The organism is Psychrobacter cibarius (assembly GCA_030686115.1).
GTDB classification, from domain to species: Bacteria; Pseudomonadota; Gammaproteobacteria; order Pseudomonadales; family Moraxellaceae; genus Psychrobacter; species Psychrobacter cibarius_C.
This window is the reverse complement of the sequence record CP131612.1, coordinates 1731001-1745013: the sequence shown is the minus strand read 5'-3', so window position 1 is coordinate 1745013 and position 14013 is coordinate 1731001. Positions and strand designations below refer to the sequence as shown.

General features: G+C 42.2%; 9 protein-coding genes. 2 read left to right on the top strand and 7 right to left on the bottom strand.

The window, feature by feature from the left end; genetic code table 11:
* Window positions 1–57: 57 nt before the first annotated feature.
* Both Q6344_07275 and Q6344_07270 read right to left on the bottom strand, forming a co-directional pair.
* The gene (locus Q6344_07275; protein WLG12422.1) at window positions 58–4008 is read right to left on the bottom strand and encodes an AAA family ATPase; all 3951 of its coding nucleotides are present in this window, start codon (window positions 4006–4008) and stop codon (window positions 58–60) included.
* A gap of 101 nt (window positions 4009–4109) precedes the next feature.
* Complete coding sequence (locus Q6344_07270) at window positions 4110–5672, bottom strand: exonuclease SbcCD subunit D C-terminal domain-containing protein (protein ID WLG12421.1); 1563 nt, start codon at window positions 5670–5672, stop codon at window positions 4110–4112.
* Between the two features lie 273 nt (window positions 5673–5945).
* Here Q6344_07270 and Q6344_07265 point away from each other — a divergent pair, with 273 nt between their 5' ends.
* Window positions 5946–6611, top strand: a complete 666-nt coding sequence (locus Q6344_07265; protein ID WLG12420.1) for a DUF4377 domain-containing protein — start codon at window positions 5946–5948, stop codon at window positions 6609–6611.
* A 97-nt stretch (window positions 6612–6708) separates the two neighbouring features.
* Here the strand turns inward: Q6344_07265 and cysG are convergent, their stop codons facing one another.
* Both cysG and Q6344_07255 read right to left on the bottom strand, forming a co-directional pair.
* Window positions 6709–8313 carry a siroheme synthase CysG gene (gene cysG / locus Q6344_07260; GenBank protein ID WLG12419.1) on the bottom strand — a complete coding sequence of 535 codons (1605 nt, stop codon included), beginning with the start codon at window positions 8311–8313 and terminating at the stop codon, window positions 6709–6711.
* Window positions 8314–8562: 249 nt separating this feature from the next.
* Window positions 8563–9513 (bottom strand): acetyltransferase, encoded by a 951-nt coding sequence (locus tag Q6344_07255; GenBank protein ID WLG12418.1) that lies wholly within the window; start codon window positions 9511–9513, stop codon window positions 8563–8565.
* Window positions 9514–9903: 390 nt separating this feature from the next.
* On the opposite strand from Q6344_07255, the gene Q6344_07250 reads away from it, so the two are divergent.
* Window positions 9904–10719, top strand: a complete 816-nt coding sequence (locus tag Q6344_07250; GenBank protein WLG12417.1) for a DUF817 family protein — start codon at window positions 9904–9906, stop codon at window positions 10717–10719.
* Between the two features lie 158 nt (window positions 10720–10877).
* Here the strand turns inward: Q6344_07250 and Q6344_07245 are convergent, their stop codons facing one another.
* The 3 genes from Q6344_07245 to Q6344_07235 form a co-directional block, all read right to left on the bottom strand.
* Window positions 10878–11516 carry a phosphoadenosine phosphosulfate reductase family protein gene (locus Q6344_07245; GenBank protein ID WLG12416.1) on the bottom strand — a complete coding sequence of 213 codons (639 nt, stop codon included), beginning with the start codon at window positions 11514–11516 and terminating at the stop codon, window positions 10878–10880.
* Window positions 11517–11586: 70 nt separating this feature from the next.
* Window positions 11587–12207 (bottom strand): DUF934 domain-containing protein, encoded by a 621-nt coding sequence (locus tag Q6344_07240; GenBank protein WLG12415.1) that lies wholly within the window; start codon window positions 12205–12207, stop codon window positions 11587–11589.
* The gene (locus tag Q6344_07235; protein WLG12414.1) at window positions 12200–13891 is read right to left on the bottom strand and encodes a nitrite/sulfite reductase; all 1692 of its coding nucleotides are present in this window, start codon (window positions 13889–13891) and stop codon (window positions 12200–12202) included. The genes Q6344_07240 and Q6344_07235 overlap by 8 nt, the downstream gene beginning before the upstream one ends.
* Between the last annotated feature and the right edge of the window lie 122 nt (window positions 13892–14013).

The following is a 14013-nucleotide window of genomic DNA, read 5'->3' as shown; positions in this document are numbered from 1 at the left end:
AGCGTAAAAAGTAATCAACTGCGTGATGCACGCTCGACTCTTGATGACCGCTTTAACTTACGAGGCTTTTTCATTAGTAATATTGACCACTCGGCGACAGCCTTGACCACTGATTTGGCTAAAACCACCCGAGATTTTTTCAACCTTGATTTGAGTCAAGATGCGATCTTTTAACGCCTGTACGTGAGAGATAATACCAATAAGCTTACCTTCTTGTTGTAAGCTCGTTAAAGTATCGAGCGCAATATCAAGCGACTCTTCATCAAGCGTACCAAACCCTTCATCCAAAAACAGTGAATCCACGCGAATGTTGTGACTCGCCATCTGCGATAGTCCAAGGGCGAGCGCCAAGCTGATAATAAATCCTTCGCCGCCCGATAGATTTTTGGTACTGCGAATATCACCGCCTTGATAGTTATCAATCACATTAAGCTCCAGCGGATTACTGTCATCATGAATGAGCAAATAGCGGTCACTCATTTTTTGCAGTTGCGTATTGGCATGGCTAATCATCACTTCAAACGTTAAACCTTGCGCAAAGGTACGATATTTTTTGCCATCAGCAGAACCAATTAACGTATGTAGCTGCTGCCAAACTTGTAGTTTTTGTTTTTGTTCATCGATTGCAATCAGCTGTATCTCCTGTTGCCCTTTTTGGCTGTCGTTATCCTTAAGCTTTTGGTCAATCGCACCGATTTTTTGACTTAACTCATCGATATCCGTCTGTATTTGATGATGCTTGCTAGCAAGTGTTTCTCGGTCTTCATCTGTCATAGGGGTAGCAAGTTTTTGCTCTAACGCATGCTGGGTATTATTTAACTGCAACTTAGCTTGTTGTAGGGCATTATCAATCGCTAGTTTACGTATATGTAATGCCTCACGCTCTTCTTTAGGCAGACGCGCACTCAAAAAATCCGCCTCATCGATGAACTTTGACTCTGCGAGTAAGTTAGTAAAAATACTGTCCTGTGTATTTACGGTAGTAGTCGCCGACTGTTGCTCTTTGGCTAGCTGTTGCTCTCTGCTCTTTAATTGCTCTAAAGACTGCTGTATAGAATCTAGCTGTCTTTGCGCTATGATTTGTTCGGCTTTAGCCTCATCAGCAGCACTGCGTAACTGATTTTCTTCATGGTCTGTATCTTTATCTGCGAATAGCGCTTTTCTAGCTTTCTTTAATTGTTCGATATCCTCTATTTTATTATCAATTAATGTCTCTAATTCTTTGAGTGCGGTCTCATCATGGGTAAGCTGCGATTGTTTGGTATCAATCTGCGCAGTTAAACCACTTAAGCTATTCAATAGTTGTTGTTGGCTGCTGCTTTGCTCATTGTAGTGTTGCTTCAACTGCTTTAAGACACGACTTTGGGCACGCAATTTTTCAATATAACGGTCATAATCATCGACACTATCAAGCACTTTTTGCTCGTTGATATCATGAAACAGTTTTTCAATTGCGGCTTGAACCTCTGTGCCTGCCAGCTCGATACTGACATAATTTTTGTATTTATCGACTGGGTACTTACTTACCAGAGCTGCAATGGTCGCCATCAAGGGTGACAGTTCGGAGAAGTTAGCAGCGGTTTTCTCATCGATGCTCTCTATTTTTTGAGCAGTCAGCTTTAGGTCAGTTGTCAGATAGCTTATCTCACTAATAAGCGCTTGCTGCTGTTTTTCCTTGTTCTCTAGGGCCTTACTGAGCGCTGATATACTGTCGCTAAGGTCGTCATATTGGGTGAGTATTAGTTTAAGAGCGTGTTTTTGTTCAAGTAGATTGCATTTAATGCTACTTAATAGGGTTAAAGAGCGCTCAACATCAGCATCAATTTTTAAATGGGCAAGCAGCTGGATAATCGCCGCAATCGATTCAGAATAAGGGTTTTTAGCGTCAAACAGTGAGGAAAGATAGTATTGAATATCATCGGTTAACGTTTGAGATTGATGCTGTAAGGGTATCAGCTGCTGCTGTTGGTTATTAATGGCTTCTTTTTTGGTGGCATGGTCAATATGATGTTTAGATAAAGTCTGCTCAAGATTATCAATAATAGTTTCTAATTCAGCTATGTGCTGCTGAGTTAATTGCGCCTTAGTCTGTTTTATTGTGGACGACTGGTTTTGATCGTCATGGGCGTCGGTATTATTATTCTTGGTACTAGGGTCTAATAATGGATGATGTTTGCTATAAGGATGCTCATGTGCACCGCAAAGCGGGCAGGGCGACCCATCCTCTAGCTCTACTATATAATCTTCAAGCTTAGCGACCTTTTGTAGTAGATGTAGATGCTCTTGTTTATCTTGCCTCTTGAGCTTAGCCTCTTCAATATTTATCTTGTGACTGTCAATCAAACCTTCTAAAGTCTTAAGCTCTTGATTCAGTGTGGGTAACGTTGCATTGATGTGTTGAATTTGGCTGGTACGCTCAGACAGCTGCTCTAGCTTAATATTGGCTTGCACAATCTGGGTGCTTATTTGATCGATTTGCTCTTGCTCGCTACGCATATTAGCAATGGGCTGGTTTTGAATGAGGGTGGCTTGCTGCTGTTGTACGCTGACCAATTTCTCGCGTTTTTGCTTAATTAACAATTCATCTGCGGCTTGTTGCTTATATAACTTATCAAAATCAGTCTGTAGCATGCGGGCTTGATTACTATAAGCAAGTTTATCCGCTGTTAGATTGGCATTATCTTCCAACAGCGCCATTAATTGGCGACAGCTGTTATCGAAGGTCACCATATCTTTATCGAGGTCTTTTAGCTCTTGGTAATCGCGAAAGTACTTTTCTACACTGCTAAGCTGAGTCTGAGTCTTTTGCTCTGTTTGTTTGTAGTCAGCTATATCTTGACCTAATTGTTGAGTGTTACTAACTAATACCTCTTTACGCTGATTATCGCTAGCTAAAGAATAAGAGTGCTGTTTTATCTCAGTATCCAACTCACGCGTCTTTTTAATAATAGGCAAAGTAGCATGTAGGCTATCTGTGGCTTGCTTTTCAATGGTATTGATATTATTTAGATGGATTGAAGCTTGTGCCAGTACTTCTTGCTGAGTTGGAATCTTATTAAGTAAACCTTGCTGCTCAACCTCTAACTGCTTGACCAAATTTCGGCTGTAGCTCAGCTCTCGGAAGTGACTGTCAATCTCTAGAGCTTTATTAGCAATGTTTAAGCGCTGTGCTTCTGGGATAAAGGCTTGCTGCGTTTGCTGCGCTGTTGCAAACTCGACCTGATAGGTCGAGAGATTTTGCTGTAGCTGCTGAACGCTATCCAGCCATTGTAACTGTTCACTCAGGGTTTTGAATGTTTGGCGCTGTGCGCTCTGCTGTTGGTTAAAGCTCTCTAAATCTGCTACCAGTAGCTTTTCGTCTTCAATATTTAATAATGACAAGCTATTCACGCCCGCTTGCAGCTTACCAAGCACGTATTCCTCAGAGCGTTTTTTTTCATGAACGTTTAATGATATTTTGGCATAAATAGCAGTGCCCGTTATTTTCTCTAAAATCGCGGCTCTATCGCCGATATCAGACTTTAAAAACGCGGCAAAACTGCCCTGTGCGAGCATGATGGAGCGCGTAAATTGATTAAAATCCATGCCAATGAGGTTTTGTATATAGGCAGAAGTTTTGGACTTCTTCTCTTCTAAAATCTTGCCGGTCTGCACCTCACTAATCTCATGCTTAATTGGTAATAAATTGCCCTTGGCTTTTTTGTGGGCACGATGTTGATACCAATAGCATTGATAACGCTTGGAATCAATCTCTATAATGACTTCTGCTGAGCATTCACCCGTACCTTGAGTCATGATCTCGTTCGTTGAACCAGTGATATCGCCCAGTCTTGGCGTCTGGCTATAGAGTGCTAAGCAAATCGCATCCAATATGGTCGTCTTGCCAGCCCCCGTTTGCCCAGTGATGGCAAAGATGCCTTCATTAAGAAAAGCGGGATCACTAAAGTCAATGTGCCATTCGCCTTTTAAAGAATTTAAGTTTTTAAGTCGTAGTTCGATTAGGCGCATGATAAGGTCTTATTTTTATAGGTAGTAAATGAGGGTAATAATGAGAAATGAAGCTGTTATTCTAGCTAGTTTCTATCAACAGCGTTTATGATTACATAATACTATTCAGCCTGAGTATCTTCGTGACGTAAGTTATAAACGATTTGATCATAGGCGTCACGTAAGGATGATTTTTGCTCATCAGAAATATCATGAGCAATCAAGCAACGCTCGAATACTTCTTCCTCATTTAAATCTTGTAGCGTCTCAGAGATCTGTTGTTGATTTAGTACTTTATTATAGGTACGAGTGTTTTTGATTTTTAACACCTCGCACGGCAAATTATCTACCATCGTTTGGATATGCTCACGTAACTCGCTGATAATCTCCTCACCCGTATAAATAATTTCGAGCCAAACAGATTCTGTTGCGTCAAGAGATTGAATGACTTTATCTATAGCCTGATTAATGCACTCCAAATCACCTGAAACTTGCGCCAGTTGTTGAAACTTTGGAATAGGTAGTGATACTACTTGCATCTGATTAGAGTCATCTCGGTGCAGTATTTTGTTGGAAGTATCGATATTTTTAGGCATTGATTGGTTGTTTTGATCCTGCTGATCAGGGATGTTTTCTATAGCAGCAGTTTTTGTCATCTCATTATTTTTTGATTGCTCGTCAAAACCAAACAAGTCATCCATAAATTCAGTCGTTTGACTGGCTACTTTCTTAACAGGTTTTTCAATCGTGGTAACGGTATTGGTCAGCTGAGGAATAATGCTTTCAACTATATTATTTGAGGCTGACTTTTGACCGCTAATGTCATTTGCTACTGCACCAAACTGTACCAGTAATACTTGTTTTTGCTGTTTTGACTCACCAAATCCCATCGCGATTGGCGAGCCTGAATAGCGAATGCTCTCACGACCACCGACGCGTTGCGGTACGTGCAAATGTCCAAGCGCCACATAGTCAAAAATTTCATCGAACATGTCAGCAGAAATCTTACCGAGTGAGCCGACATAAAGCTCACGTACACCATCGTCTTCAGTAGTGGTGCCACCGGCTGCAAATAGATGCCCTGTAGCAATGATGGGAATGTGACGCTGGTATACTTCAACTAATTGAGCCTGCTTGGCTTTGGCAATGCTAGCCACTTCATCGTAATGAGCACGAATGCCTTTAATGACATTGGCATCTTTGCTATCAGCCGACTCGCCAGCGCCACTAATACGGACATCACGATCACGCAAATAGGGAACAGCCGCAATAATACAATGCGGGTTTCCATTTGTATCGTCTAACACCAATACTTCATCGTTTAAGTCTTCACAAGCCGTACCGATAACATGGACGTTTAAAAACTTGAGTACATTGCTTGGGGCATCCAAAAATGTCGGTGAATCGTGGTTACCTGCGACGATGACGACATGTTGACAGCATGATTTTGAAACTTTTCCTAAAAATTCATAATATAGCGCTTGAGCTCTATTACTTGGGGTCATGGTGTCAAAAATATCACCAGCAACGATCAATATATCCACTTTCTGCAGGCTAATGGTCTCTTGTAGCCAACTTAAAAAGGCTTCAAATTCCTCATAACGCATGCGCCCATAAAGCCGTCTTCCCAAATGCCAGTCGGAGGTATGGAGGATAGTCAGAGGGGTAACAGCAGATACAGACATAATGAGGCTTAATGGTGAATGAAAGACAGCGATTATTCTAGCAAGGATTAGAGAAGTTTGCTTTGCTATAAATTTACCAGTAAAGCAAAGTAGATACGAATGAGTAGTGACATTTGACCGTAAATGAAACGATGATCGTTTATTAAAATAATGGCTATTTAAAAAAGCTGATTAATAAGGCGGATTGTTAATAGTATTAAGTAACAAATAAATGGTACTAGAAAAGGTCCATATTTAGTAACATCCAAGCCATTATTAATATAAGGTTATGTTATGTCGTTTATCAGATTATGCACATTGGCTTTAATTGCCACTTCCTCTTTGGCTGCTTGTAGCAGTTATGAGCAAGCAAATATGAATAATAAAACCAGTGTTAGTCAAATAAAAGATAGCACCGCGTTTTTCCATTCGATTAAACCGAGTCATTCTGACGCAATCATTGGTCAAGTGACTGAGGTCATCTCGCAAGACAGAGAGCAGCAAAAGGTCACTATCGTCGCTCAAGATGGACAGACGTATACCGCGGAAATCAGTAAAGCTAACTTTGCTCAGAAAAACGCCCATCAAATGCAGAAATTAACCATAGGCGATTATGTTGAAGTGATGGGAGAGCAATCAACATCACAATCAGGGGTAGATAGTAAGCACCACATTACTGTCCATGCGATGCCTTATGTTTTACGTAAAATCATCATCGCTGACCATCAAGTAGACTGTGTCGGTGTTGCGCCGCAATCATGTTTACTGACTAAGCCTGCTGAACAAGCTAACGCCGACTGGGAGTATCGATATAGTGGTATAGAAGGTTTTGATTTTGAACCTAATTATGAATACACTTTGCTCATCAAGAATACACCCATTAGCAATCCGCCCGCTGACGCATCATCAATTCATAGCACGCTAATAAAAGTCATTGAGAAACATAAGACCAAATCTTAATTATTAAAAACGAATAGCTCATAAAAGATCAATAGCGTTATACTCAAAAGCCCTGCTAATCTACTGGCAGGGCTTTTTAGAAATTTAAAATCATACTTCAACCAATCACTAACTGCTCCAAACCATCATCAGCCGTTGCCAAATTAGCCACCATAGATAACGCATGGGCTTGCTGGTTGGTATGATCTGCCTTTGGTGTAGCGGCTGTCCCACCACGTAGCCAGTTACTAGCTGTGGTGTCACTATTGTTGTTTTCCTTCTGATTTTGCAAATTATACCAAGCCAAATCATGATGGAGTGCGACCACGTCTCCCATAATGAGCAAGGCTGGCGTGGGTAGCTGGTTTTTTTCTTGCAACTCAACGATGTCGGCAAGCGTACCCGTTAATACTTGCTGATTGGGCATACTGGCATTGGAGACAATGGCAATCGGGGTGTCGCTACTGCGCCCTGCATCAATCAAGCCTTCAGTCAAACGCGCCAGCGAATGCAACCCCATATAAAAGACGACTGTTTCATCCGTATTCAAAAAGCTCTTAAAATTACTATTGGGCGCGCCAGCCTTTAAAAATCCAGTGACAAAACGTACCGACTGCGAATGGTCACGATGAGTCAGTGGAATGCCAGCATAGCTTGCAGCGGCATTGGCAGCGGTAATACCAGGTACGACTTGATAAGGGATACTGTGCGCACGCAAGCTCTCAATTTCTTCGCCGCCACGGCCAAAGATGAAAGGATCACCACCTTTTAGACGCACCACACGGCGACCTTCTTTAGCGCTATTGACCAATAACTCATTGATACCAAGTTGCGCTACTGCATGATTGCTGCGTTTTTTGCCAACAAATACTTTATCAGCATCACGGCGGCATAAATCCAATACTTGCGGTGAGACGAGCGCATCATAATAGACAATGTCAGCCTGCTGCATGAGACGCAGCGCTTTAAAGGTGAGTAGCTCTGGGTCACCTGGGCCTGCACCAACGATATAGACTTCGCCTACATTATTTTGTAGGGTTTGAGGTTCTGTGGATATATCATTCTCTGTATGTTTTTCAGTGATAATTGATACTGTTTTATCTAAATCGGCTTGTAATTGTGCCGCCGCTTCAGCTTCATTGCCCGCAAACATCAGCTGACTGACTGGACCTTCAAATGCTTTTTCCCAAAACTGCCTGCGTCCTGTCAGCGTAGGTATTTTAGTTTTCACTTCGCTACGAAAATCCCCAGCAAGCTTTGCCAATTTACCATAGCCTTGTGGAATCAAGGTTTCGAGGCGAGCGCGTAATAGACGTGCCAGCACTGGCGCTTTGCCGTTTGACGATATGCCAATCACGATTGGATTGCGATCAACAATCGCAGGGAAGATAAAATCGCACAAATGCGGCGTATCGACTACATTAACTGGAATGTTTAGCTCAGTGGCATCAGCATGTATTTGATGGTTAAGTATCTCATCGTCAGTGGCAGCAATAATGACGCGTGCGCCTGTCATATAAGTTTTATTATAATTCTCATAAATCAGCTCATGCTTACTGTCACTGAGCAAGGCTTGTATCTCGTGGCTAATGCTTGGTGCAAGGACAGTAATACACGCGCCAGCACGGCTGAGCAAATCCGCTTTACGTAGTGCCACATCGCCGCCGCCGACGATCAGTACTTTGCGACCTTCTAATTTAAAAAATAGCGGAAAGGTGTTCATATTATGACCAGTTATTCAATGTATGCCACTATTATGATTTATTAGGCGCGAAGGCTCACGTAGCGAATTGGCATTAGCATATTCGTTTTTGTCATGTTGGTGAGGGTTTTTGATGTAAAAGGGAATAGGTGAGTCGTGAAATACAGAACTAAAAAAGCCACAGGCTTACGTCAAAGCTTGTGGCTGTCATTTAGATTAGATTTTTGCATTGGCTATTAGCAATAAAGAGATTTGACCACGTACAAGAACCTATTCAAACTCACTCAGCATCTTAGTCATACGGGCATCTTTTTGTTGCCAGATATCCTCTAACCAGTCAAACATCATTTTTTTGGTGGTTTCATCACGGTCATAGCCGCCGTCCATGATGGCAGCAAATAATTCATCTGGTATCTTTAAGCGAGTCACATCGACGCCCAAACGGCGAATATTACCTTTCCATAAATCATCATAGTCAGGCGCGCCGTCTGGGTAGACAATGGTCACGTCCAAGATAGAATCCAACTCATTGCCTAACGCATTAATGGCTAATGACAAACCGCCAGCCCGTGGTTTTAACAAATGCTGATAAGGAGATTTTTGTTGGTCATGTTTTTCTTTAGTAAAGCGCGTCCCTTCCAAATAGTTTAATAGCGCGAAAGGTTTGTTTTTTAATTGACGACAAGCACGTTTAGCCTCAAGCAAGTTTTGTTTTTTAAGTTCTGGATTCTTGGCCATCGCTTTGGCAGAAAAGCGCTTCATCATCGGAAAGTCTAAGAAATAAAAGGCTTGACCGATGACAGGAATATAAATCAGATTAAATTTGGTAAAAAACCGTGTCAGAGGCAGCGTATCTTGGCTGATATATTGCACAATGCTGGTATCAACCCACGATTGATGGTTGCTTACCAATAGATACTGTTTGTCTTCGCTCAGGTCGTCAGGCAGGTTAATGCGCCAGTCTTTATGAGGTAGCGCATGATCAATGACGGCGTTATTACTATTAATCCAGTATTTAGTAATCGCAATCAGCGCATCATCCGCAGCTTTTGCTCCTGTCAATACTTTTGCCGCTCCCAAAGTCCAGATGGGCAGACCCACCATCGCACTATTGGCAGTAAGAACACTCGTACCGGTTAAAAAAGAGGCGGTCTTGCCTACCGCTGGTAGCTTATCGTGCAGTTTTTCATAGAGTGAATCGATTTTTTTTATAAAAGACATAATAAATATCCATATTAATGAGCGCGAGTGCCTATAAGGAAATAAAAAAGGATGAGTAACTTTGTCCATGATGTGGCTTTATAGCGTCGGTTTAATGCCGAGCGGCCACTGAGGCAAGCCATAGAATACCGCAATGTTAGACAATAAAACGTTCAAGAAACGTTAATTATTCAAATGCTGACTTCTTTATACAGATAGAGATATTCAAAAATAATAGAAAATTGTCTATTAAGCGGAGTATTTGCTATAGTTTGGCGGCCTCTAATAAATACTTTATATAATAAGCTATTGTGAGGAAGAGGAGGATGTATGTCATGGTTCACCATAGCGTATGAAGCGAGCTGTTAAAGCAATAAACGGTAGTCAATATGATTGTAGTGCTAAACTAAGGTGTTGAACATTATTCCGCGTGGCGCCGCGCTGAGTTTAGCGTCTGCTTTGTTTGGCATACTTTTATTATTGGCTTTTGTACTGACTCATCAAATAAGTTGGTCAATTTCTGGTATCTATCGCTATGATCTGTTATTGGCTTATGCTTTGATTATTCAGGTTTTTTTGGTTTATTTCAAATTAGAGACACCGCGTGAGGTATGGGTCATTGCTATTTTTCATATCATGGCCATGGCAATGGAGCTGTTTTTAACCCATCCCAAAATTGGTTCTTGGTATTATCCTGAACCAGCAATTTTTAGAATTGCCACTGTGCCACTTTTCGCTGGATTTATGTATTCGGCCGTAGGTAGTTTTTTAGCGCGTGGCTTAAGATTGTTTAATGCCTCTTTTACCGACTTACCACGTTTACTATGGGTGAGTTTATTGGTTATTTTTTCTTATGCCAACTTCTTCACTAAGTTTTTAGTCCCTGATATTCGCAATATATTGTTCATCGCTTCAGTAGTTTTATTTTGGAAAACCAGAGTGTTTTTTCAAATCCATCACAAGAATAATCTTCAACTGCATGATACCAAGCAATATCAATGTCCATTTTTACCATTACTGTTGTTTCTCGCTTTTTTGGTTTGGTTGGCAGAAAATATTGCTACTTTTACCAATATTTGGCGTTATCCGTCACAAGCAAATGTATGGCATATGGTAGGTTGGGGTAAGCTGGGCTCTTGGTACTTATTACTGATGTTAAGTCTAGTGTTGGTTTTGGCAGTCATGGGTAAAAGGGATGAGAAAGGCGGTTGGCAGTTAGCTCAATAATTTTGATATTGTGTGTGTGTCCTCATTGTTTTGGCAGTAGCGCTAGCGCTTGGATTATAGATTCAAATTTTGTGGGACTGAATATTGAATCTACTATGACAATAAAAAAAACACCTCTTATATCTAAGAAGTGTTTTTATCGTAAAACTACGAAATACCTAAAGCTGCGTGTGCAAGCCACACTCACGGCTTTCTTCTACTTTCGTTGGATCAAAGTAATCAAATTCATTCGGTAAGTGATGCTCTTCGAGATAAACATCTAAATCGGCGTCAGTGTTTTCAAACAATGGTGCTACTTTTAAGACGCCATCTTTTGATAGGCTAAGTACATCAAGACCTTGGCGGAATTCGGTTTGATCTTTACGAATCGCATTGAACCAAACATCTGGCTTTAACTCATCTAGCGCACGGCGGAAGGGTTCCAGTTTTACTTGGTCAGTGAATTCATCATGCTGTGGGTTGTCGATACCTGGGATGCCGTTCATGGTCGCGTCACGATACGCCGCTGTTTGCTTAGGAATATAAGTGATGACGTTTAAGTTTAAATTACGGATGACTTTATTGGCAAATTGATAAGTGGCATCAGTATTGTAGCCTGAGTCTACCCACAATACGGTGATGTCAGGGCGCTGTTTGGCAACCAAATGCAGAATCGCTGACTCGTATGGGCGGAAGTTAGTCGTGATGATTGGGTTTTTCGCTTGGCTTAATGCCCACTCAACGATTTGCTCAGGCGACTTGCCTTGCAATGCTTGGTTGGCTTGGTCGAGGTCTAAACTTGGATGTAATTGGCTCATAATACCTTCCTTAATGGTTGTTAATATAAAAGTGTCGATTAAAAATTAAAATTTATGATCAGTGTTAAAGCTAGGCGATTGAGGGTTCTGACGGTTTAGCAAACATCGGTAAATCCGAAGCACTTTGTCCATCATAACTACTGGCAAGGGCAGTAAATGCTTGCTCAATACCGAATTTAGAGTCTGGCTGCATGTCATGCTCGCTCAATACAAAGCTATCAACACCCATGCGCAATAGATATGCGATTTGATCACGGCCAAACGCGCCAGCCACCCGAATCTCGCCTTGGTAGCCAATTTGGCGTAGGGTACGTGCAAAGCTAAAATTGCGACCATCAGCGAATTTCGGTACATCAATCACGATAAGCGCCTGCGTTGATAAGAACTCACTAAGACCTTCTAACGCATCAGCATCGGTGTCAGCCGTCACCCACAATCCAAGGCGGCTACTGTGCTGTACAATCAGCTCATAAATCTCTTTAACCAGACCACCGACCTGCACGCCTGAGTTATCCAATAAATCAGCGAGCGGTACAATCACATCGGGCTTTTCTTGCCTTTGTAGCAACTCAAGCAACGTAATGTTTGTTGATACAATACTCTCTGGTAGCGCGTCCGTAGTGAGCACATGCCATGTATCTTGGCTGCCGATATCTACGCCATGACTGTCCAAAATATGGTGATTAGCCATAGACCTTCTCCTTAAATGGATCAATACCAACGCGCTCAACCAATTGACCAAAGCTTTCGACATCATTGTCGGTACTGGCTCGCAAGTCTACATAGACATCGACGATCTGCTGTATGGTATTGGCAACCTCAAGAGCAGGGACAGATTTACCTAAGATTTTGCCAAGTTTGGCATCGTCACTGGAATTGCCGCCAATGCTGATCTGATACCAGTGCTCACCTTTTTTATCGACGCCCAAGATACCAATGTCACCTGTATGATGGTGCGCACAAGCATTGATACAACCAGACATGTTTAAGCGAATCTCACCCAAATCATACAGATAGTCTAGATCATCGAACTGTTTTTCGATTTGTTCAGCGATGTTGTGTGTCGTCGCATTAGCAAGCGAGCAGTAATCCCAACCTGGGCAGACAATCATATCTGTTAGGGTATTAATATTAGCGCGTGCTAAATGCAACTCTGCTAGCTGCTGCCACAATTCATAGAGAGTGTTGGTTTGCACATCAGCGAATACCAGATTCTGCTGATAAGTACCACGCAGTTCACCAAAGCTGTATTTGTCAGACAAATCAGCCAGTGCATCCATCTGTGACTCGCTGACATCACCAGAGGGCACATATTTGCCATCGACCAAGCCTGCTTTGAGCGAAATAACGACCGCACGATAACCAGCGACTTTATGCGCCACCGTGTTTTGGTTATACCAATTGGCAAAATCTTTATCAGCATTTAATTGCTGTTGTAGCTTAGACTGTACTTGTAGCGCATCAAACGACACATAGTCAGGCTCACTAAAAAAGCTGCTCGCCGTCGCAAAGTTCTCATCAGTTAAGGTAAGCGAACCATCTTTGGTGTGGGCTTCCCACTCAGCATTGACCAGTTTGGCAAAGGCAGGGCCGCCCATGCTCTCGACCAAAATCTTGATACGTGATCGGTATTTACTGCCTTTATCACGGCGACCATGCAAGTTATAGACACGTAAGATGGCATCTAAATAGCTAAGCAGATGCTGACGCGGCAAGAACTTATTGATGACCTTACCCAAGACAGGAATACGTCCTAGACCGCCACCGACCAATACTTCAAAGCCAATTTCGCCTTCATCGTTGGTTTTGATATGAAGACCGACATCATGTACTTGGGTTGCCGCGCGGTCATCATTGGTACCGATGACGGCAATCTTAAATTTACGTGGTAAAAAAGCAAACTCAGGATGGAAGGTTGACCACTGACGGATAATCTCACAATAGGGACGTGGATCAGCGATTTCTTCTTTATGAATACCAGCATATGGATCGGTGGTTGTGTTACGAATACAGTTGCCCGAGGTTTGGATCGAGTGCATCTGTACTGATGCCAGCTCTGCCAAAATATCTGGCACGTCTTCTAGCTTTGGCCAATTCAGCTGGATATTGGTACGGGTAGTGAAGTGCCCATAACCTTTGTCATATTTACGAGTAATCTCAGCCAATTTTCGCAATTGGTAGCTGGCAAGTAGCCCGTAAGGAATGGCGATACGCAACATCGGTGCATAACGCTGAATATAAAGGCCGTTTTGTAATCGCAGCGGCAAAAATTGCTCTTCTGGCAGCTCACCTGCCAAAAACCGTTCGGTCTGGTCGCGAAACTGAGCGACTCGTTCTTCTACCAAGGTTTGGTCAGCGTAATTATATTGATACATGACGTAATCTCAATTTTGTTTTTAGTCTTAAAAGCAGTGACGAAAATGATTTGCGTGTGTAATCGGTCTTATTGCCAGTCGCAAGGTAAACCATTCAGAGTCACATCATATAAGCTTGCGTC